Annotated in this window: 19 protein-coding genes; 12 read left to right on the top strand and 7 right to left on the bottom strand. The window is 66.8% G+C overall.

Translation table 11 applies throughout. The annotated features are described in order from the left end of the window. Nucleotides 1-27: 27 nt before the first annotated feature. Nucleotides 28-807, bottom strand: coding sequence for an SDR family oxidoreductase (locus ASE66_RS18020; protein ID WP_057191054.1), 780 nt, complete (start codon nucleotides 805-807; stop codon nucleotides 28-30). A gap of 234 nt (nucleotides 808-1,041) precedes the next feature. On the opposite strand from ASE66_RS18020, the gene ASE66_RS18025 reads away from it, so the two are divergent. Together ASE66_RS18025 and ASE66_RS18030 are read left to right on the top strand one after the other, a co-directional pair. Then, nucleotides 1,042-1,872: a UDP-2,3-diacylglucosamine diphosphatase gene (locus ASE66_RS18025; RefSeq protein ID WP_057191055.1), complete on the top strand. Its 831-nt coding sequence runs from the start codon at nucleotides 1,042-1,044 to the stop codon at nucleotides 1,870-1,872. Beyond that, entirely contained in the window at nucleotides 1,872-2,969 is a 1,098-nt protein-coding gene (locus ASE66_RS18030; protein ID WP_082613532.1) for a glycosyltransferase family 4 protein, read from the top strand. The genes ASE66_RS18025 and ASE66_RS18030 overlap by 1 nt, the downstream gene beginning before the upstream one ends. A gap of 21 nt (nucleotides 2,970-2,990) precedes the next feature. Here the strand turns inward: ASE66_RS18030 and ASE66_RS18035 are convergent, their stop codons facing one another. After that, nucleotides 2,991-4,778, bottom strand: coding sequence for a cation:proton antiporter (locus tag ASE66_RS18035; RefSeq protein ID WP_057191056.1), 1,788 nt, complete (start codon nucleotides 4,776-4,778; stop codon nucleotides 2,991-2,993). Between the two features lie 181 nt (nucleotides 4,779-4,959). Between ASE66_RS18035 and ASE66_RS18040 the strand changes: the two genes are divergently transcribed. Next, nucleotides 4,960-5,805 carry an AAA family ATPase gene (locus ASE66_RS18040; protein WP_057191057.1) on the top strand — a complete coding sequence of 282 codons (846 nt, stop codon included), beginning with the start codon at nucleotides 4,960-4,962 and terminating at the stop codon, nucleotides 5,803-5,805. Here the strand turns inward: ASE66_RS18040 and ASE66_RS18045 are convergent. Continuing rightward, the gene (locus ASE66_RS18045) at nucleotides 5,780-6,412 is read right to left on the bottom strand and encodes a hypothetical protein (RefSeq protein ID WP_057191058.1); all 633 of its coding nucleotides are present in this window, start codon (nucleotides 6,410-6,412) and stop codon (nucleotides 5,780-5,782) included. The genes ASE66_RS18040 and ASE66_RS18045 overlap by 26 nt on opposite strands. Nucleotides 6,413-6,548: 136 nt before the next feature. On the opposite strand from ASE66_RS18045, the gene ASE66_RS18050 reads away from it, so the two are divergent. Both ASE66_RS18050 and ASE66_RS18055 read left to right on the top strand, forming a co-directional pair. Beyond that, nucleotides 6,549-7,058 (top strand): DUF2975 domain-containing protein, encoded by a 510-nt coding sequence (locus ASE66_RS18050; RefSeq protein ID WP_162262503.1) that lies wholly within the window; start codon nucleotides 6,549-6,551, stop codon nucleotides 7,056-7,058. Nucleotides 7,059-7,068: 10 nt separating this feature from the next. After that, nucleotides 7,069-7,314, top strand: coding sequence for a helix-turn-helix domain-containing protein (locus ASE66_RS18055; protein WP_057191060.1), 246 nt, complete (start codon nucleotides 7,069-7,071; stop codon nucleotides 7,312-7,314). A gap of 5 nt (nucleotides 7,315-7,319) precedes the next feature. On the opposite strand, the gene ASE66_RS18060 is transcribed toward ASE66_RS18055, so the two are convergent. Next, nucleotides 7,320-8,582, bottom strand: a complete 1,263-nt coding sequence (locus tag ASE66_RS18060) for an ABA4-like family protein (RefSeq protein WP_162262504.1) — start codon at nucleotides 8,580-8,582, stop codon at nucleotides 7,320-7,322. A gap of 44 nt (nucleotides 8,583-8,626) precedes the next feature. Between ASE66_RS18060 and ASE66_RS18065 the strand changes: the two genes are divergently transcribed. The 7 genes from ASE66_RS18065 (at nucleotide 8,627) to ASE66_RS18095 (ending at nucleotide 17,477) form a co-directional block, all read left to right on the top strand. Then, nucleotides 8,627-9,391, top strand: coding sequence for a TetR/AcrR family transcriptional regulator (locus tag ASE66_RS18065; protein ID WP_057191062.1), 765 nt, complete (start codon nucleotides 8,627-8,629; stop codon nucleotides 9,389-9,391). Between the two features lie 9 nt (nucleotides 9,392-9,400). Next, nucleotides 9,401-9,928: a SixA phosphatase family protein gene (locus ASE66_RS18070; RefSeq protein ID WP_082613548.1), complete on the top strand. Its 528-nt coding sequence runs from the start codon at nucleotides 9,401-9,403 to the stop codon at nucleotides 9,926-9,928. Between the two features lie 13 nt (nucleotides 9,929-9,941). Next, complete coding sequence (locus ASE66_RS18075; RefSeq protein WP_057191064.1) at nucleotides 9,942-11,390, top strand: YcjX family protein; 1,449 nt, start codon at nucleotides 9,942-9,944, stop codon at nucleotides 11,388-11,390. A 13-nt stretch (nucleotides 11,391-11,403) separates the two neighbouring features. After that, the gene (locus ASE66_RS18080) at nucleotides 11,404-12,405 is read left to right on the top strand and encodes a YcjF family protein (RefSeq protein ID WP_057191065.1); all 1,002 of its coding nucleotides are present in this window, start codon (nucleotides 11,404-11,406) and stop codon (nucleotides 12,403-12,405) included. A gap of 188 nt (nucleotides 12,406-12,593) precedes the next feature. Continuing rightward, a complete protein-coding gene (locus ASE66_RS18085) occupies nucleotides 12,594-14,006 on the top strand; it encodes a flagellar hook protein FlgE (RefSeq protein WP_057191066.1) in 1,413 nt (470 codons plus the stop codon). Nucleotides 14,007-14,085: 79 nt separating this feature from the next. Then, nucleotides 14,086-15,951: a flagellar hook-associated protein FlgK gene (gene flgK / locus ASE66_RS18090; protein WP_057191067.1), complete on the top strand. Its 1,866-nt coding sequence runs from the start codon at nucleotides 14,086-14,088 to the stop codon at nucleotides 15,949-15,951. 11 nt (nucleotides 15,952-15,962) lie between these two features. Then, entirely contained in the window at nucleotides 15,963-17,477 is a 1,515-nt protein-coding gene (locus tag ASE66_RS18095) for a hypothetical protein (RefSeq protein ID WP_057191068.1), read from the top strand. A gap of 85 nt (nucleotides 17,478-17,562) precedes the next feature. Here ASE66_RS18095 and flaF read toward each other — a convergent pair whose 3' ends face one another. Genes flaF through ASE66_RS18110 form a run of 3 tightly spaced genes read right to left on the bottom strand, consistent with a single transcriptional unit; the run spans nucleotide 17,563 to nucleotide 19,685 of the window. Further along, nucleotides 17,563-17,934 carry a flagellar biosynthesis regulator FlaF gene (flaF, locus tag ASE66_RS18100; RefSeq protein WP_057191069.1) on the bottom strand — a complete coding sequence of 124 codons (372 nt, stop codon included), beginning with the start codon at nucleotides 17,932-17,934 and terminating at the stop codon, nucleotides 17,563-17,565. After that, nucleotides 17,918-18,310: a flagellar biosynthesis repressor FlbT gene (gene flbT / locus ASE66_RS18105; protein ID WP_057191070.1), complete on the bottom strand. Its 393-nt coding sequence runs from the start codon at nucleotides 18,308-18,310 to the stop codon at nucleotides 17,918-17,920. The genes flaF and flbT overlap by 17 nt, the downstream gene beginning before the upstream one ends. Before the next feature lie 34 nt (nucleotides 18,311-18,344). Then, a complete protein-coding gene (locus ASE66_RS18110) occupies nucleotides 18,345-19,685 on the bottom strand; it encodes a flagellin (protein ID WP_057191071.1) in 1,341 nt (446 codons plus the stop codon). Nucleotides 19,686-19,872 lie beyond the last annotated feature (187 nt).

Raw genomic sequence — 19,872 nt, forward strand, 5'->3', positions numbered from 1 at the left:
CGCTGACGCGCCCCGGCCGACCCGGGGTCAGAAGTTCGTCCGGAACGAGCCGCCGTCGATCAGGAAGTTCTGGCCGGTGATGTAGCCGGCATGGGCGCTGGAAATGAAGGCGCAGAGCTTGCCGAACTCGTCGGGCGTGCCGAGGCGGCCGGCCGGGACGGCAGCGAGCCGCCGCTTCGTCGCTTCCTCGATGCTGATGCCCTGCATCTCGGCGACCTTGTTGGTCGCGGTCTTGATCCGGTCGGTGTCGAACACGCCCGGCAGGATGTTGTTGATCGTGACGTTGGCATGGGCGATTTCGCGGGCCACGCCGGACAGGAAGGCAGTGAGGCCGGCGCGGGCGGCGGAGGAGACGTCGAGCCCGGTCAGCGGGGTCAGCACGCTCGCCGAGGTGATGTTGACGATGCGGCCGAAGCGCCGCTCGATCATGCCGTCGACCACACGCTGCACCAGCTCCAGCGGTGTCGCCATGTTCTGCGCGACGCCTTCGATCAGTCCTTCGCGCGTCACCTCGCGGAAGGGCTTGGGCGGCGGGCCGCCATTGTTGTTGACGAGGATGTCGACCTTTGGCGCTGCGGCGAGCAGCGCGTCCTGGCCAGCCTTGGTCGAGACGTCCGCGACGACGGCGATCACGGTTGCGCCGGTGCTGGCGCGGATCGCGCTCGCGGTCTCCTCCAGCGTCTTGGCGTCACGGCCGTTGACGACGACGGTGCAACCCGCTTCGGCGAGCGCCTGCGCGCAGCCACGGCCCAGCCCCTTGCTCGAGGCGCAAACGATGGCCGTACGGCCGGCAATACCCAGATCCATTGTCGTCTCCCGGAAAGTCCGTTCCTGTCAGGGCAGGCAAAGCACGGTTTCGCCGCCGCGTCATCAAAGCGTAGTGCAAATCAGACACACGCCGGTGAGCCCGCTCCGCTCAGCTTGCCTGCAAGCTGAGCGGAAAAGCGGTCTCGAACTTGGGATGAGAGACGGATTCACCGATCAGATTGGGACAATCTGATCGGACCCGGCTCTCGCATCGCAATAGATAGGCCAGCGAGCATGAGCGACGACAGCGACGCCAAGCAGGTTCGCAGCATCTTCATATCCGACCTGCATCTCGGCACGCGTGGAGCGCAGGCGGATCTCGTGCTGGAGTTCCTGCGCGACTATGACGCCCCGACGATCTACCTGGTCGGCGACATCATCGATGGCTGGCGGCTGAAGAGCGGCTGGTACTTCCCGCAGTCGCACAACGACGTGGTGCAGAAGCTGCTGCGCAAGGTGCGCAAGGGCTCGACGCTGATCTACGTCACCGGCAACCACGACGACTTCCTGCGCGATTACACCGGCCTGCAGTTCGGCGGTATCACGCTGGTCGACGACATCGTCCACGAGACCGCCGACGGCAAGCGCATGCTGGTGATCCACGGCGACCTGTTCGACCTCGTGGTGCGCAATGCCAAATGGCTCGCCCTGCTCGGCGACTGGGCCTACACGATCGCGCTCGTGCTCAACCACGGCATCAACAAGGTCCGCCGCGTCCTTCGTCTGCCGCACTGGTCGCTCTCGGCCTGGGCCAAGCACAAGGTCAAGAACGCGGTGAACTATATCGGCGAGTTCGAGCAGTGCCTCGCCGACGAGGCGCGACGGCACAAGGCCGACGGTGTGATCTGCGGGCACATCCACCACGCCGCCCAGCGCGAGATCGGCGGGCTGACCTATATCAACACCGGCGATTGGGTCGAAAGCTGCACGGCCGTGGTCGAGCATGACGATGGCCGCTTCGAGATCATCCGCTGGCCGCAGCATCGACAGAGGGGCGAGAAGCCGGCGCTGCCGGCCCCCGCGACGCGTCCTGCCCCTGTGCCGAGCCTCGTCGAGGCCGCGTGATGCGCGTCCTGATCGCGACGGACGCCTGGCGCCCGCAGATCAACGGCGTGGTGCGCTCGCTGGAACGGATGGTCGAGGCGGCGCCGGAATTCGGCGTCACCCCGCAGATGCTGACGCCGGAAGGCTTCTGGCAGGTCGGCCTGCCGTCCTATCCCGACATCCGTATCGCGTTGGCGACGCGCCGCCACATCGCTAGGCGCATCGCCGAGTTCGGCCCCGATCATATCCATATCGCGACCGAAGGGCCGATCGGCTGGCTGACGCGCGCTGTCTGCCTCGCACAGAAGCGGACCTTCACCACGAGCTACCACACCCGCTTCCCGCAATATGTCGCGGCGCGCTGGCCGATTCCCGAGAGCTGGAGCTACCGTTTCCTGCGCCGTTTCCACGGGCCGGCGGCCGGCGTGATGGTCTCGACGGCGACCGTCGAGGCGGAGCTGCGCGCGAATGGCTTCGAGCGCATCCTGCGCTGGGGGCGGGGTGTCGACCTCTCGCTGTTCCATCCGCGTCCGGAGAGCGTGCTCGACCTGCCGCGACCGATCTTCCTCAGTGTCGGCCGGGTCGCGGTCGAGAAGAATCTCGAGGCCTTCCTGTCGCTGCGGCTACCCGGCAGCAAGGTCGTGGTCGGAGACGGCCCAGCTCGCGGCGATCTCAAGCGCGCCTTCCCGGAGGCGCATTTCCTCGGTGCGCGCGAGGGCGAGGACCTGGCGTCGATCTATGCCTCCTCCGATGTCTTCGTCTTCCCGAGCCTGACCGACACCTTCGGCATCGTGCTGTTGGAGGCAGCGGCGAGCGGGCTGCCGGTCGCGGCCTTCCCGGTGCAAGGGCCGAGCGACGTCTTCGCCGGCAGTCAGGCGGCGGTGCTGCACGAGGATCTGCGCCAGGCCGCGCTCTCGGCCCTGCGCCTGCCGCGCGAGGCCGGGCTCGAGCTCGCCCAGCGTCATAGCTGGCACAACAGTGCCGAGCAGTTCTACGGCCATATGCGCCGGGCGATGCAGGCTGCGGCGGCGGGGAAACCTGCGCGGGCTGAACCGGAGCCGGTGCAGAGTCCGCTCTCCGTCCGGCTGGAGCCGGTGGAGCGCAAGGAGTTCGCGTAAGTTTGGTTCAGGCGAGCAGCGTCACAGCCGGCGCGAGCGGGCATGGCGCGGGAGCGCGGGCTGCGGCGCACTCGCCGGCTTGAGCTCGCTGCGGAAATCGTCGCGGCGCTGATGCACCGAGGCGATGACGAGGCCCATAGGCACGCCGAGGCCGACCAGAGCCGCTTCCGACAATTGCAGGCTGGCCTCGATCGTCTCCGGCACGGCGTCATTGACGCCGATCTCGTAGAGATGGCGGGCATGCTTGGCGTCGCGGGCGCGAGCGACGATCACCAGGTCCGGCCGCATGCTGCGCGCTGCCGCGACGATCTCGTCGACGGCGCGGGGATTGTCGATGGTGACGATCAGAGCGGTCGCCTCCTCCAGGCCGCAGAGCCGCAGGAAATCCGGCCTGGTGGCGTTGCCGTAGAAGGCCGGGCGGCCGGCCCGGCGTTGCGCCGCGATCAGCGCGGGATCGGCATCGACGGTGATGTAGGGAACCTTGTGCTGATCGAGCATCTCGCTGACCAGCCGGCCGACGCGGCCGAGGCCGACGACGATGGCACGCGGTGCGTGATCGTCCGGCGGCAGGATGCTCGCTTCCGTGGGCAGGTGCACCGCAGGCGCCAGGCGCGCCGAGAGCTTTCGCGCCATGCGGGCGGCGAGCGGCAGGAAGATCATGGTCAGCGAGACGCCGGCCAGCACCAGCGAGGCGGCGCTCTGGTCGACCAGCTTGGCGGCGACGGAAGCAGTCAGCAGCACGAACGCGAACTCGCCGCCCGGGCCGATCATGATCGCGGTTTCGAGCGCGGTCGCCCGGGACAGCTTGAAGTAGCGGGCGAACAGGAAGGTGATTGTCACCTTGGCGAGGAAAAGCCCGGCGGCGATGCTCAGGATCGCGACCGGCTGAGCCGCCAATGCGGCCGGGTTCACGCTCATGCCGACAGTCAGGAAGAAGACGCCGATCAGCAGCGATTTGAACGGCTCGATCGTGACCTCGATGGCGCGGCGATACTCCGTCTCGGCCAGCAGCAGTCCGGCGATAAAGGCCCCCAGCCCCATGGAGAGGCCGGCCCCGGCGGCGATCAGCCCCGTGCCGAGTGCGACCAGGAGCGTCGCGGCCATGAAGCTCTCGGATGAATCGGTCGAGGCGACCAGGCGAAAGAGCGGGCGCATCGCGACGCGGCCGATGACGACGATGGCAGCGATGGCGGCGACTGCCTGAAGCAGTGCCTGGGTCAGGCCGGCGAGCAGCGAGCCGTTCTCCTGCGCACCGAGCACGCTGACCAGGAAGAGCAGAGGAATCACCGCAAGGTCCTGGCAGAGCAGGATGGCGAAGCTGGCGCGCCCGGCCGAGGAGGTGATGCGACGGTGCGCCGATAGCAGCTCGACCACCATCGCGGTCGAGGACAAGGCGAGCGCCGTGCCGATCAGCAGGGCCGCGGCCGCCGGCTGCCCGAAGGCATAGGCGATGGCGCTGATCGCGGTGGCCGAGAACGCGACCTGGCCCAGGCCGAGCCCGAAGACCAGCCGGCGCATGGTCATCAGGCGCTCATAGGAGAGCTCGAGCCCGATGACGAAGAGCAGGAAGGCGACGCCGAGCTCGGCAGGGCCGGCGAGCGCCTCCGCATTCGAGACGGTGATCGCGCCGAGGAAGGGAATCTTGGCGGCGAGGCCGCCGAGACCATAGGGGCCGAGCAGGGCGCCGCAGGCCATGAAGGCGACGACCGAATTGACCCGGAAACGCTTGGCGAAGGGCACGATCACGCCGGCCGTGGCGAGCACGACCACGGCATCGCGATAGGCGGAAGGATCGATCGTCCCGGCCACGTCACCCTCAAGGAATCAAGCGAAGCTGCTGATCCCAAAGCTTTGCTTGGCAAAGCCTTGCAACACAAACCAAATCACGCGTCGGGCTGACGAAAACTTGCCCCGCCGCCGGCTGACCTCTAAGCACTGTGCCGTTCGCGTCGGCAGTGCGGTCGCGAACTCGCCATACGAAGGGCCCCGCATGCGCTTTACCGGCACCGCCTCCTACGTCGCCACCGAGGACCTGACCGTCGCGGTCAATGCCGCGATCCGGCTGGAGCGGCCGCTGCTGGTCAAGGGCGAGCCCGGCACCGGCAAGACCGTGCTCGCCGAGGAGATCGCCGCCGCGCTCGGCGCGCCGCTGCTGACCTGGCACGTCAAGTCGACCACCAAGGCGCAGCAGGGGCTCTACGAATACGATGCGGTCAGCCGCCTGCGCGACAGCCAGCTCGGCGATGCCCGCGTCTCCGACATCGCCAACTACATCAAGCGCGGCAAGCTCTGGGAGGCCTTCGTCTCGCCGGTGCGCCCGGTGCTGTTGATCGACGAGATCGACAAGGCCGATATCGAGTTCCCGAACGACCTCCTGCTCGAGCTCGACCGCATGGAATTCCATGTCTACGAGACCGGCGAGACGATCAGGGCGGCGCAGCGGCCGGTGATGATCATCACCTCGAACAACGAGAAGGAATTGCCGGACGCCTTCCTGCGCCGCTGCTTCTTCCACTACATCCGCTTCCCGGACGCCGAGACGATGCAGAGAATCGTCGAGGTGCATTTTCCCGGCATCAAGAAGCGATTGATGGAGGAGGCGCTACGCCTGTTCTTCGAGGTGCGCGAAGTGCCCGGCATCAAGAAGAAGCCTTCGACCTCCGAGCTGCTCGACTGGCTGAAGCTCCTCGTCGCCGACGATATCGGCCCCGAGGTGCTGCGCGAGCGCGATCCGCGCAAGCTGATCCCGCCATTGCACGGCGCGCTGCTCAAGAACGAGCAGGATGTCTCGCTGTTCGAGAAGCTTGCCTTCATGGTGCGGCGGGAGAGCCGCTGAGCTTCACCGCCGGGATCGCGTCGCAAGGCGGGATAGCGGTGGCGAGATCCACTTTGGGGTCGATTTCGCGGACGGCTTCCTTGAGGTCGAAGTCGCGCATCAGCAGGACATAGTCCTGCGTCTCCGACGTCCTGAGATAGCCGGTCATCGCGATCGGCTTGCCCGAGAGCTCCCCGAGCCGGCAGGCCTTGTCGGCGCCGAGCGCCAGGCTGCCGCGATTGCCGCTGTTCTGCGGCCCGATGAACATCTCCTCGCGGAAGCTGCCGAGACGGGCCGCGTCGGCTGCGCTCAACCTGAACACGGTGAAGCGGCGTCCCGGTGAAGCCATCGTCGGCAGTTTCGCCAGCTCGGCTGGGTCGCGCACTTCCTCCAGAACGACCTTGCGCTCATGGCGTCCGCCATCCTTCGGGAGGGCGACGAGCGTCATGGTGACGCCGCCGGGCAGGGTGCGGATGTCGGCCGGCAGGCTGATGCCGGCGCGCAGCTGCGCTAGATCGGTGGTCTTCATGTCGATCTTCGACAGCTTCGGCAGCGAGGTCAGCGGGACGTGGCCGCAGCCGGCGAGCAGAGAGCAAATCAGCAGATTGGCAGGTAGGGCAGTGCGCATGGCGGCTCTCGATGAAATGGCTTTGACATTCAGAAATTCATCTCTTAGTTTAATTTTGTCAATCGCGGAGTGAAGTGAAATGACAGCCATACCGAATTCCGCCCAAGGCCGATCCGCCATGGCGAGGTTGCGCCGCGTGAGTACGGTCGCGCGCATCCTGTGCATTGCAGCGGCGGCATTGATGGCATTCGGCGCCGTTTGGCTCTGGCGCGATCCCGAGCAACTCGCCGCCTATGCCCGCAGCACGATCGGGGTCAGCGCCCCGGTCGGTCCACTCTCGGAGCGCGGCTACTGGGCCGCCCTTGCGATTGGCCTCGTACCTGCGAGCCTCTTCATTGCAGCGATGTTGCGGCTTTCAAGCCTGTTTGGCCGGTTCGGCCGCGGCCAGGTTCTGGAGGAGGAGAATGCGCAGCGGCTGACACGCGTCGGCTGGCTGCTCACGGCGATGGGCGTGGCGACACCGCTGACACGTGCGGTGCAGAGCGTGGCGCTGACCTTCGACAACCCGTCAGGTCAGAAACAGCTGGCGATCACGCTCGATCCGGGGACGTTCGGCGTGCTGGCGGCCGGGGCGGCGCTGGTCGCCTTCGGGCTGGTGCTCAAGGAGGCCGTCCGGCTCGCGGACGAGAACCAGAGTTTCGTGTAGGAGCTGGGCGATGCCGATCATCGTCGAACTCGATGTCATGCTGGCGCGCCGCAAGATGCGCTCCAAGGAACTGGCCCAGCGCATCGGGCTGACCGAGCAGCAGGTCTCGCAGCTGAAATCCGGCAAGGTCCGCGGCATGCGCTTCGACACGCTGACGCGGATTTGTGCCGTGCTCGACTGCCAGCCGGGGGACCTGCTGCGCTATGAGCCGGGCGCCGAGGACCTCACCATCGATCCCGATGCGGGCGATGCGTAACAGGATCAACCGAGTCCGAGCAGCGGGCGCGCCTGCAGCGCCGCGACGAGTGCTGTCGCGGTGAGTGCGGCATAGGCAGCGGAGACCGCGCCGAGGGTTACAAGTCCGGTTCTGCTCTGCCTTGTCGCCAGCCAGAGCAGCACCCCGATCGCCGGGATGATCTGCAAAGCGTGCAGGCCAAGGAAATGTGCGATGCGCAGGTCTCCGATCGCGAGCGACCAGCCGAAAACCGGAAGCGTCCGATGATCGACCGGCACGGCGCCGACATAGTGGCCGGTGGGGCTCGAGCCGAGGAGGGCGCCACTCAGGAGCCCGAAGACGCAGGTCAGGGCGAGGCCGGCGACCAGCGACCAGCGCACGACGTCGGGCATTGGCGAGGCGTCGCGGCGGGCGAGGCCATAGGCAAGGAAGCCGGGCGCGATCGTGAACATCACCGCGCCGATGCCCATCAGTACGTAGAGCCAGACGCCGAGCGCGCTGTCGTTGTTGTAGTGCGAGGCTTCGACGCGCGAGGCGCGCCAGGCGATGTAGAGCACTTCGAGGACGATCGGCACGATCACCGGCCAGACCATGTAGCGCCCAAGCCAGGAGGCGCGGAAACGATCGCTGGCGAGCGGCAGGAACAAGGCCAGCGTCAGCAAATAGAAGGCGATCGAGAGCTCGAATTTCAGCGGTTTGATCCAGGTGTCGACGCCCTGAAACTGCCTGGCGTCGATCAGCCAGGCGAGGGTGGTCGGCACGGCCAGAGCGAGCACGGCGAAGGCGGCGCCGGTCAGGCGTGGCTCGAGCTCGAGATCGGGCAGCCAGGCCGGGAGGCGGGCCTGCAGGCGGGCGATCCGATCCTCGCGTGCCAGGCGGAAGCAAGCCTCCAGCAAGAGATAGGCGACGAAGCCGACCGGTCCGAACAGGAAGGTCATCGGCAGCACGGGCAGCATCAGCCAGTGCGGGATCGCCTCCGCTTGCGAGCGCCGCAGGATCCAGTTGCCGAGGAAGAGATCGAAGGCGAGATAATGGACCCAACCGGCGAGCAGCAACGGCTTCGAGGCGAACAGGGCCGCAACCGAATCGAGCGAGGAGAAGCCACCCTTTGCGTCATGCCAATGGACGGCGATCAGCACCGCGTAACCGAGCGAGAGCAAAGCGGGGATGATCCAGCCGGCGAGGGCGGCGGAAATACCGCGCCAGCGCGGCAACAGGATCAGTGCGAGCCAGCCGAGCATGGCCAGCTGGCCGGCGCGGGCGAAGGCATCGTCCAAGCTGAGAGGCATCATGCACTCCTATCTTGACACTGTTCAGTTGCGATGCCGTCCTATTGCGTTATCTTGACGGCGTCAAGTTCGATTTTGACGAGCGTAGGCAGGGCGTTGCGATGACGGCGGGCGGCGTGATCAAGCGGGGCGGGTATCATCATGGCGATCTGCGCCAGGCGATGATCGATGCGGCCGAGGCGGTGCTGGCCGAGAAGGGCGTCGGCGGCTTCACCCTGCGCGAATGCGCCCGCCGGGCCGGTGTCTCGCCGGCGGCTCCGGCGCATCATTTCGGCAATCTCGTTGGGCTGCTGACTGCGATCGCGACGCTCGGCTTCGATCAGCTGTCGGACGCAATGGAGGCCGCAGTCGCCGAGGCGGTCGCGACCGGCAAGGATCGGCTGGCGGCGATTTGCGAGGGCTATCTCGAGGTCGCGCTGACGCGGCCCGGCCGCTTCCGCGTCGTCTTCGGGCGACTCGGCCTGAAGAGCGGCGATGCGGAACTGCGGGCGGCAGGCGTGCGGGCCTTCGGCATCCTGGTCCGGGAGACCAAGCTGGCGCTCGGACGGCAGGTCGATGTCGATGTGTTGACGCGGCTGCCGTCGAGCTATGGCGACGACACGGACCTCGCCGAAATCCTGTTCGTCTGGTCGATCACCCACGGCTTCTCGACCATGCTGATCGACGGCCAGCTCGCCCCGCTGGAGATGCAGCCGGGTGGGCGCGAGCGCTTGATCGCGCTGTATTCGGGTCGCCTGATGGAGATGCTGCTCGCTGCCGTGCGCGCTTCCACGGCCATGCCACTCGCAAATCCCGTCAGCCATGGTTAGATGGCGGCCATGCGCCGCCTGATACTCCTGCGCCACGCCAAATCGGCCTGGCCCGCCAACACCGCCGACCGCGACCGCCCGCTCGCCACGCGCGGGCATGAGGCCGCCCCGGTCATGGGTCGCTATCTCGCCGAGGAGCTGCTGCTGCCGGATCTCGTCCTGATCTCGCCGGCGAAGCGCACGGCCGAGACCTGGGAGCTGGTCAAGCCGATGCTGCCGGAAAAGCCGCCGACGCATTTTGAGCCACGCATCTACGAGGCCAGGCCGGAACGGCTGCTCAACGTCGTCCAGGAGACCGAGCCCGAAGTCCGCACGCTGCTGATGATCGGCCATAATCCCGGCTTCGAGGAGCTCGCCGCCAAGCTCGTCGGCCATGGGGACCGCTATGCCGCAGCGCGGATGGCGCAGAAATATCCGACCTGCGGGCTCGCCGTGATCGATTTCTCCATCGAGGACTGGCGCGATCTCGCACCGCGCAGCGGTCGCCTCGATCGCTTCGTCACGCCGGCTTCGCTCGGCGAAGGCCCCGACGAATGATGCGGACGGCCTGATGGCGTCCGGCTCCTATCTCGACGAGGCGCGCAACGCCGCGCTTGCCTTCGGCGACAGCCTGCTCGGACTGGCGCGGCCGCGCCTGCGCATCGGCGTCACCGGCCTGTCGCGCTCGGGCAAGACGGTGTTCACCACCGCACTGATCCAGAACCTGGTCGAGGGCGCCAAGCTGCCGGTGCTGAAAGCCTCGGCCGAAGGCCGGATCGCGCGGGTCAGGCTGGTGCCGCAGCCCGACCCAGACATTCCGCGCTTTCCCTATGAAGCGCATCGCGCCGCGCTCTCAGGTCCGGATCGGCGCTGGCCGGAATCGACGCGCCGCATCTCGGAACTCAGGATCGAGATCGATTACGAGCGCGCCGAGGGCTGGTTCAAGGGCCCGGCGACGCTGACCCTCGACATCGTCGACTATCCCGGCGAGTGGCTGCTCGATCTTGCCCTGATCGGACAGGATTATGCTGATTGGTCGGCGCAGGCGGTCGCGGATGCGCGCAAGGCGCACCGGCTCGCCATCGCCGCGCCCTGGCTCGACGATCTCGAGCAACGCGATCCCGCCGGCCCGGCTGACGAATTGGCGGCCGAGGCTGCCAGCGATGTCTTCAAGGCCTATCTCGCTGCCTTGCGTGCCGATCCGGAGGCGGTGGCGGTGACGCCGCCCGGTCGCTTCCTGATGCCGGGCGATCTCGAAGGCTCGCCAGCCTTGACCTTCGCGCCGCTCGATCTGCCGCCGGGCGCGCAGCCGCAGGCCGGCACGCTCGCCGGGCTGATGGCGGAACGTTTCGAGGCCTACAAGCGGGTCGTGGTCAGGCCGTTCTTCCGCGAGCATTTCGCCAGGATCGACCGGCAGATCGTGCTGGTCGACGCGCTGGCGGCGCTCGATGCCGGCCCCGCTGCGCTCGCCGACCTCGAAACCGCGCTCGGCCAGGCGCTGTCGGCCTTCGCCGTCGGGCGCAACAGCCTGCTGTCCAGCCTGTTCGCGCCGCGGATCGAGAAGGTGCTGTTCGCCGCGACCAAGGCCGACCATCTCCACCATACCAGCCATGACCGCCTCGCCGGGGTGATGTCGCATCTGGTCGCGCGTGCCTCGGCGCGGGCGCAAGGGGCGGGCGCCAAGGTCGAGGCGATGGCCTTTGCCGCGATCCGGGCCACGCGCGAGGTCCGCATCCGCGAGGGCCGCGAGGAGCTGCCGGCGATCGCCGGCGTGCCCGAAGCGGGCGAGGTCGTCGATGGCGAGGTCTTCGATGGCCAGGCCGAGGCTGCGATCTTCCCTGGCGATCTGCCGGAGCGGCCCGAGGCGATCTTCGATCCGGATGCGCCGCGCTGGCATGTAAGGGCGCCGCGCTTCCGGCCACCTCTGGTCAAGCCGGACGCCGGTGGGCGTCTTGTGCCGCCGCCGCAGATCCGCCTCGACCGGGCGCTTGAATTCCTGATTGGGGATCGGCTGGCGTGAGGGAGGGGCGAGCATGAGCAAGGCACCGCGCGCCATCCGCCTCGATCCGCAGGAGGGAGCTTCCGAGGACGCCGTCTTCGGCGGCCGCAGCGATGTCGCTGTTGTGCCTGAGGTCGAGCCAATCGAGCCTGAAGCCGTAGCGGCTCCGCAGCCGACCCGCCGTCGCTTCAGCTGGGGCAGCCTGTTCGTCGCGGCGCTGTCGGGGCTGTTGGCCTTGTCCGTCACGGTCTGGGCGGAGCAGACGATCAGGTGGCTGCTGGCCCTCAATCCGGCTGTCGGTATCGCGGCGCTGGTCTGCGCGGCCGTTGCGGCGCTGGCGCTGCTGGTCATCTTGCTGCGGGTGCTGCGCGATATCCTGCGCGAGCGGCGGGTCGAGGCACTGCGCGAGCGCGCGGTCGTGGCGCTTGCCGAGGGCGATCTCGCCAAGGCGCGCGCTGTCGCGGTCGATCTCGACAAGCTCTATGCGGGCCGGCCCGAGACCGCAAAGGGCAGGGCGGAACTCTCAGCCCATACGCCACAACTGCTCGCTGCGCGCGACCTGCTCACCGTCGCCGAGCGCAGCCTGCTCGCACCGCTCGATGCGCTCGCGCAGGCGCAGGTGGCGCAAGCGGCAAGGCGGGTTTCGCTGGTGACGGCGGTGAGCCCGCGTGCGTTGGTCGACGTGGTTTTCGTGCTCGTCGCCTGTGCCCGGCTGCTGCGGGCGATCGCCACGATCTATGCCGGCCGTCCGGGCGCTCTTGGCCTGTTTCGGCTGGCGCGGCAGGTGCTCGGCCATCTCGTCGTTACCGGCGGCATCGCGGCGGGCGACGCCGTCATCCAGCAGGTGCTCGGCCAAGGACTGGCGGCGCGGCTTTCGGCGAAGCTCGGCGAGGGTGTGCTCAACGGGCTGCTCACCGCCCGGATCGGGCTTGCCGCCATCGCGGTCTGCCGGCCGCTGCCCTTCGTCGAAGAGAAGCCGCCGGGCCTGTCGGATGTCGCCGGCGACCTTTCCGGCTGGGGCGGCAAGGACGCCTGAGCCCGGCAGAAATTGCCGGCAGTGGACGAATCTGCCCGGTCGGAATCGTCGCGAAACCTTTCGAAAACCATCCAAGCTGTTGAAATAGCTCAGATGCGGCCATGGCACAGGCCGTGCAAACTCACCCTCGGTTCGACATGCCGCCCATGGGGGGCGCTGTCCAGGTCTGGTGACCAGGTGAGGTTGCGATGGGTGTTTTCAGTGCGCTGACGACGGCGGTGACGGGCATGCAGGCCCAGTCCTACGCCCTCGAAAATATCTCCGGCAACATCGCGAACTCGCGTACCGCCGGCTTCAAGCGGGTCGATACCAGCTTCTCGGACCTGGTGCCGGATTCAGCGCTGAACCGGCAGATCGCCGGCTCGGTCGCTTCCTATAGCCGCGCCACCAACACGATCCAGGGCGACCTCAACGCGACGCGCATCGACACCAATGCGGCGATCAACGGAGACGGCTTCTTCGTGGTCGACCAGCGCCAGAGCGGCGTCGGTGCTTCGACCCAATTCGCCAACAGCAATCTCTATACCCGCCGCGGCGATTTCGACTTCGACGCCGACGGCTACCTCGTCAACGGCGCCGGCTACTATCTCAAGGGTCAGAAGATCGACCCCGTCACCGGCCAGATTATCGGCAGCCAGCCCGATGTGCTGCGCATCACCAAGGACCAGTTCCCGGCCAAGGCGACGACCCAGATCGAATACAGCGCCAATATCCCGGCCTATCCGAAGACCAACAGCGCCGTTTCGACGACACCCGGCTCCGAGTTGCTGAATGCGGGCACGGGCTTCGGCACGAACCCTGGCGTCACGCCGGGCGGTACCGGCACCGTCGTCGGCAGCGACCTCACTCTCTTCCTCAACCGCTCGATCCCCGGCGGTTCGGTCACGGTCTACGACACCCTCGGCAAGGCAACCAGCGTCGAACTGCGCTGGGCCAAGATCTCCAATGCCACGACCACTCCGGCGCCGGGGACACCCGACACCTGGAACCTGTTCATCGCCGAGAATACCGGCGCGACCGGCGCGGCCGTCGCCTACCGCAATGTCAACACCAATGTCACCTTCGATTCGACCGGCAAGATGACGTTGCCGGCCAATGGCAACATCACGATCCCGCCCATGACGATCGGCGGAAACGCGATTTCTCCCGCCACTGCCCCGATCAGCATTGTCACCAACGGCACCAGCCTGACCCAGAACGGTGACACCAGCGGCCAGATCGACGCCCGCAGCATCCGCCAGAACGGCTACACGGCCGGCACGCTCGACCGGGTCTCGATCTCGAACGAGGGCCAGGTGATCGGCACCTTCAGCAACGGCCAGGTCGTGGCGCTGGCGCAGATCGCAGTCGCCCGCTTCAACGCCGGCAATGCGCTGAAGCGGCTCGATGGCGGCGCCTTCGAGGAGACGATCGAGTCGGGCGCTCCGATCGTCGGCCTCGGTACCGCGGCGCTGATCGGCGGCAATGTCGAGCAGTCGAACACCGACATCGCCGACGAGTTCTCGAAGATGATCGTCACCCAGCAGGCCTATTCGGCCAACACCAAGGTGATCTCCACGGCGCAGGAGATGCTGCGCGACGTCTTCAACATCATCCGCTGATCGGCTGAACGCAGCCTGGCCCTGAAGGCCCAGTAGGGCTGGGCCAAAGAGTACGAGCCAAAGACGACAGGAGTTGACGATGGGTCTCAGCACTTCGCTCGGCACCGCCATTTCCGGGCTCAACAGCGCCCAGACCGGCATCGGCGTCATTTCGCAGAACGTCGCCAATGCCGGCACGCCCGGCTATGTCCGGCGCAATGTCTCGAGCGTAGACTCGATCTCCGGCGGCACCGTCGGGGTCAACAATCCGAACGTGCAGCGGCTGCTCGACCGCATCGTCCAGCACCAGCTGCTGCAGGAGAGCTCGGGCGCGGCCTATACTTCGACCCGCGCCCAGGTCTTCGCCAATCTCGACCAGCTCTACGGCGCGCCGGGCAGCAAGACGGCGCTGGACTCGATGTACAGCAGCTTCACCAGCTCGTTGCAGGCGCTGCAGAACGACCCGTCCTCCTATACCAACCGCGCCGCGGTGCTCGATGCGGCGAGCCAGCTCGCCAACCGGCTGCGCGGCCTGTCGGACGGTGTCCAGCAGCAGCGCAGCCAGGCCGAGGCCGGCATCGGCGCGGGAGTGACCCGCGTCAACGAGCTGCTCGACCAGCTGACCAACGTCAACGCACGCATCGTCAACGCCCAGCAGACCTCCGGCACGGCGGACCTTCGCGACCAGCGCGACCGGATCGTCTCCGAGCTCTCGCAATATGTCGAGATCCGTACCGATGAGCGCCCGAACGGCTCGCTCAGCATCACCACCGCCTCGGGCACGCAGCTCTTCGACGGCCGCCCGACGGTCAAGTTCGAGTTCGATGCGCGCGCCAATATCGGGCCGCAATCGCAATGGAGCACCGATCCCACCCAGCGCGGCGTCGGCACGATCATCGCCCGGGACCTGAACGGCAACGGCTTCGACGCGATCGCCAACAACACCTTCCGCTCCGGCGAGATCGGTGCGCTGGTCGAGCTGCGCGACAAGACGCTGGTGCAGGCGCAAAAGCAGCTCGACGAGATCGCGGCTCAGCTGTCGAGCGCGCTCTCCGATCGCGAGATCGCCGGCACGGCGGTGACCGCCGGCGCCGCGACCGGCTTCGACGTCGACCTTGCCGGGCTGCAGTCCGGCAATTCGGTGACGCTGGACTACAAGGTGACGCCCGGCGGACAGACGCAGCGTTTCACCTTCGTCCGCGTCGAGTCGGCGGCATCGCTGCCATTGCCCGCCTCGGCCCAGGGCGATGCCAACAACCGCGTCATCGGCATCGACTTCTCCGGCGGCCCGGCCTCGGTCGCAGCGCAGATGCAGGCGGCTATCGGTCCCGGCTTCACCGTCTCGAACACCGGCTCGGTGCTGCGTATCGTCGATGACGGCGCCGGCGCGACCCGCGACGTCGTGGGCCTGACCGCGCGCCCGACCCAGACCTCGCTGACCGGCGGCACCGGCGAGCTGCCCTTCTTCGTCGATGGCCGTAACAACGGCGTCTATACCGGCTCCTATGAGGGCGGCGCGCAGTCGGCCGGCTTCGCCTCGCGCATCACCGTCAATCCCGACCTGATCGCCGACCGCTCCCGCCTGGTCGTCTTCAACACCAGCCCGGCGACGCCGCAAGGCGACACGACCCGTCCGAAGTTCCTCCTGGATCGGCTGACGTCGAGCCAGCGCAGCTTCACCAACGCGACCGGCTTCGACGGCTCGACCGCGACCTCGAGCGGCACGGTCTCGAGTCTCGTCCAGCGCGTCGTCGCCGGCCAGGGCCAGGCGAGCGAGCAGGCCAAGCGCCTCGACGAGGGCCAGCAGGTCGCCTTCTCTGCGGTGCAGAGCCGCTTCCTCGAGGACACCAAGGTCAATGTCGACCAAGAAATGTCGTCGCTGATCGAACTCCAGAGCGCCTACGCCGCCAACGCACGCGTCATCTCCACCGTCAAGGAGTTGCTCGACGTGTTGATGAGACTGTGAGGAGATAGTCGATGACCATCACCCCGACCGGTACTGGCGCCTATCGCCTCGCCAATCCGAACCAGTTCGTCTCGATGCGCAACCAGTTCGACGATCTGCAGCGCCAGTTGGCGACGCAGAAGAAGTCGGAGACCTTTGCCGGCCTCGGCATGGATCGCGGCGTCAGCCTCGACCTCAACAACAAGCTCTCGACGCTAGACGGCTATCTGACCGGTATCCAGCGCGCCGACGTCAATCTCAAGCTGATGACGAAGGCGGTCGAGAATTTTGCCAAGCTCGCCGGAGAGACGCGCGCCGATGCGCGGCCGGACAGCTATGTCGAGACCTCGACCGGGCGCACCTCGCCGCAGGTTCTCGCCGAGGAGAAGTTCAAGCAGACGCTCGATCTCCTGGGCTCGCAGGTGAACGGCCGCTATTTGTTCTCGGGCAGGACCAGCGATGTCGATCCGGTCGAAGGCTTCTCCCTGATCATGGATGGCGATGCCACCCGTGCCGGGTTGAAGCAGATGATCTCCGAGCGCAAGCAGGCCGATCTCGGCGCCGGAGGCCTTGGCCGGCTCGTCGCCGGCGGAGCCGGCACCAACGCGACCGTCGCCGAAGAGGCGGCGGGTTTGCCCTATGGCTTCAAGCTGATCAACGCTTCGAGCAGCACGGCGGCGCTGACCACGGCCTATACGGCCGGGCCGCCGGCCGACATCGCGGTCAACGTCGCTGCGCAGCCGCAGGCGGGCGACACGCTGAAGATCGCGCTATCCCTTCCGGACGGCACGACCAAGGAGATCACTCTGACGGCGCGGGCGGAAGGCACCACTGGCGCCGCTGCCGATGGTTTCGTCATCGGGGCCGATGCCACCGCCACCGCGACCAATCTGCGCGCCTCGATCAGCGCAGCGCTGTCGCGCGAGGCGAGCACGTCGCTATCGGCCGCTTCGTCCCAGGTCGCCGCCAAGGACTTCTTCGCCGGCAGCCCGAGCAACCCTCCGCTCAGGGTGCCTGGACCGCCCTTCAACACCGCGACGGCCGCGCCAGCGCCCGGAACCGCCGCGAACACGGTGATCTGGTACAAGGGTGACGATGCCGCCGGCTCGGCCAGGGCGACGGCGAGCGTTCAGGTCGATCAGGGCCAGCAGGTCGCGGCCGGCGCCCGCGCCAATGAGGAAGCCTTCCGTACCGGCCTGACGCAGTTCGCGATCATGGCGGCCGAGACCTTCCCGGCGAGTGATGCAAACTCGAAGCTGCGCTATGAGGCGATGACCGAGCGGGTGCGCAACAATATCGGCTTTCCGACCGGGACGCAGAACCCGTCGGAGATCATCGTCGAGCTCGGCTCGGCCCAGACCGCGATGGCCCAGGCCAAGGAGCGGCACACCGCGACCAAGGACTATCTGAGCACGACCCTCGCGGGTGTCGAGGACATCACCAAGGAGGAGGTGGCGATGCAGATCCTGGCACTGCAGACCACCTTGCAGGCGAGCTACCAGACCACCTCGATGCTGCAGCAACTGCGCCTGACGAACTATCTCTGAGGCCGCCGCGGGTCGCAGGCATCAATGAGAAAACGGCCCGGAGCGATCCGGGCCGTTTTCGTTTGCACGAGATATCGTGGCGGGCTCAGCGGCCGCGCAGACCGGCGGCGATGTCGCGATTGATGTTGACGAGGATGCCGATCGCGGCCGGTTCCGGCGCTGCGGCGATCTGGAAGGTCCGGTTGAAGATGAAATTGGCGAGACCGAGGATGTTTCGCTTGATCTCGACCGGAAGCGGATTGTCCTCGGCGATCACTGCCGAGACCAGCAGCGTCCAGAGCTTGCGGTTATAGGCCAAGGCTCCGTCGAGTTCGCCGGAGCGGGCGGCCCAGTCATCGGCGATCATCTGGAGACGGGCGCCCGCTTTGAGTAGCAGGCCGGCTTCGAGTTCGCGCGGCGACTGGACGTTCTGTGCCGCCTTCGAGGCCGCGGCGTAGGCATTAAACCCGCTTTGCATGCTCGAGCAGTTCCGCCTCGTAGGAGATCAGCGTCTTGGCCGCCTTGAGTGCTTTGTAGAGCTCGCCGCTTAAGATGCAGTTATTGATTTCAGACATATGCGGCAAAGCGCTGGGCGCTGCCTGCAGGAAATCGCGCACCAGCTGGAAATAGACCTCGTGCTGCGTCGTCGGGTCGCCGGCGAGATACATGAGCTGGATCGTGAGATAGATTTTCTTGGCCGGCGTGTCTGCTGACGCGCTGGTGAGAATGTCCTTCTCGCGCAGGATCGGCGCTTCGCCTTCGATGAAGAAGCGCGTGCGCTGCTCGTCGTTGCGGATGACGACCGAGCCGATGATGATGCGCTCGTTCGGCTTGAGCTCGACCTTGAGGGCCATGTCTGTCCCGCCTTCTGGCTGGAGGGGAGGGATATCAGCCGAACAGGCGCAGCACGCCCTGGTCGGCCTGGTTCGCGAGCGAGAGGGCGGTCTGCGACAGCTGCTGGCGGGTGTTGAGCGCGAGCAGGCTGGCGCCTTCCTCGTTCGGATCGGCCAGGACGAGGTTGCCGGCGCCGGTGATCAGGACGTTGGAGAGTTCCTTGGTGAAGTCCTGCCGGGTCTGCGCGACCGAGAGGTTGGAGCCGAGCGTCGAGGCCAGCGACTTCAGCGAGGCCAGCGAGCCGGTCAGGGCTGCGGTCGCCTTCTCCAGATCGGCGTCGTTCTGGAAGTTGATGAAGCCGGCGAGCTGCGTGTTGATCGCGCGCGGAATACCAATATTGTCGGCCGTGATGTTTGAGCCTTGGATGTCGAGCTTGGTCTGGTTTCGGCCGGTCTTCTCGTTGAAGACGATCGAGAGGCGATCACCTGAAAGCAGGTTGATGCCGTTATAGCTCGAATCCTTGGCGAGATCGTCGATCTTGTCACGCAGGTCGTTGAACTGGTCGATCAGGTTCGAGCGCACCGCCGAGGTGATGTTCGGGGAGGTGATGGTCGAGGTGGCCAGATCAGCGTCGGCGGCGGCGAAGTTGATCGCGGCGTTGCTGTTGGTGCCGGCGACCTGTGCCGCAGAGATGGCGGCCGGGCCGGCGTTGCCGACGCCGAAGCCGAATTCGACAGTCTGCGAGCCCTTGCCCTTGACGTTGAGCTGGCCCTTCTCGTCGACAAACGCCGTTACGAGGCCCGATTTGTTGATCTCGTTGACCATGTCGCGAACCGTGGTGGTCGCCGTCAGCGGGAAGCTCGCCTCATAGGTGTCCGCGCCGACGGTGATCGAGAAGGCGGCATTGGTGTTCGTGGTCGTGTTGATGCCGAGATGGCCGGGCGAGGAGGCGGTCGCCGCAGCAGGAGCGGCCGCGCCGGCGGCGCCGATGAGCTTGTCGAGCGCCACATCCTTCAGGCTCTTGCTTGTCACCGCGGTTTCGGCGGCGTTCGCCAGGGCTCCACCGGCCTTGGTTGGGCGGTTCTGGGCCGCATCTGCCTGGGCCTGCTTTACCGTCGATTGTAGCGACTGGACCAGCTTGGTTATGCCGTCGATGCCCTTGGAAGCGGCCTGAATGGTCTGAATGCCGTTCGAGATGCCGTCGAGCAGGCCGGTGAGCTGGCTCGAACGATCGTTCAGCGAAACCGAGGTGAAGTAGTTCACCGGATTGTCGATCGCCGAGTTGACCTTCCGGCCAGTCGCCAGGCGGTTCTGGATCACACCCTGCTGGGCAGTGGTCTGCTGGAGGGTCAGAAGGTTGTTGCGAACGCCGTTCGACAGGATCGTGTTGGCCATTTCAGGTCCCTCAGACAGCGCGATTTGGCGCTCAACCAGCTTGCTCTGAGCCGACAATCCTTTGTTAAGGCTAATAAACGGTTAATCACGCCGCCGGGCGCAAACGAAAAGCGGCGGAGCCGAAGCTCCGCCGCTCTTTTTGCTTCGTCCCGCGTTCTGCGGGCTGATCCGCTCCTGCGGACCGAAG

This window comes from Allobosea sp. Root483D1 (genome assembly GCF_001429505.1).
GTDB lineage: Bacteria > Pseudomonadota > Alphaproteobacteria > Rhizobiales > Beijerinckiaceae > Allobosea.

Coding starts and splice junctions, on each gene's coding strand:
- ASE66_RS18020 (WP_057191054.1), bottom strand. CDS start 807: ATGGATCTGGGTATTGCCGGCCGTACGGCCATCGTTTGCGCCTCGAGC.
- ASE66_RS18025 (WP_057191055.1), top strand. CDS start 1,042: ATGAGCGACGACAGCGACGCCAAGCAGGTTCGCAGCATCTTCATATCC.
- ASE66_RS18030 (WP_082613532.1), top strand. CDS start 1,872: ATGCGCGTCCTGATCGCGACGGACGCCTGGCGCCCGCAGATCAACGGC.
- ASE66_RS18040 (WP_057191057.1), top strand. CDS start 4,960: ATGCGCTTTACCGGCACCGCCTCCTACGTCGCCACCGAGGACCTGACC.
- ASE66_RS18045 (WP_057191058.1), bottom strand. CDS start 6,412: ATGCGCACTGCCCTACCTGCCAATCTGCTGATTTGCTCTCTGCTCGCC.
- ASE66_RS18055 (WP_057191060.1), top strand. CDS start 7,069: ATGCCGATCATCGTCGAACTCGATGTCATGCTGGCGCGCCGCAAGATG.
- ASE66_RS18060 (WP_162262504.1), bottom strand. CDS start 8,582: ATGCCTCTCAGCTTGGACGATGCCTTCGCCCGCGCCGGCCAGCTGGCC.
- ASE66_RS18070 (WP_082613548.1), top strand. CDS start 9,401: ATGCGCCGCCTGATACTCCTGCGCCACGCCAAATCGGCCTGGCCCGCC.
- ASE66_RS18075 (WP_057191064.1), top strand. CDS start 9,942: ATGGCGTCCGGCTCCTATCTCGACGAGGCGCGCAACGCCGCGCTTGCC.
- ASE66_RS18080 (WP_057191065.1), top strand. CDS start 11,404: ATGAGCAAGGCACCGCGCGCCATCCGCCTCGATCCGCAGGAGGGAGCT.
- ASE66_RS18085 (WP_057191066.1), top strand. CDS start 12,594: ATGGGTGTTTTCAGTGCGCTGACGACGGCGGTGACGGGCATGCAGGCC.
- flgK (WP_057191067.1), top strand. CDS start 14,086: ATGGGTCTCAGCACTTCGCTCGGCACCGCCATTTCCGGGCTCAACAGC.
- ASE66_RS18095 (WP_057191068.1), top strand. CDS start 15,963: ATGACCATCACCCCGACCGGTACTGGCGCCTATCGCCTCGCCAATCCG.
- flaF (WP_057191069.1), bottom strand. CDS start 17,934: ATGCAAAGCGGGTTTAATGCCTACGCCGCGGCCTCGAAGGCGGCACAG.
- flbT (WP_057191070.1), bottom strand. CDS start 18,310: ATGGCCCTCAAGGTCGAGCTCAAGCCGAACGAGCGCATCATCATCGGC.
- ASE66_RS18110 (WP_057191071.1), bottom strand. CDS start 19,685: ATGGCCAACACGATCCTGTCGAACGGCGTTCGCAACAACCTTCTGACC.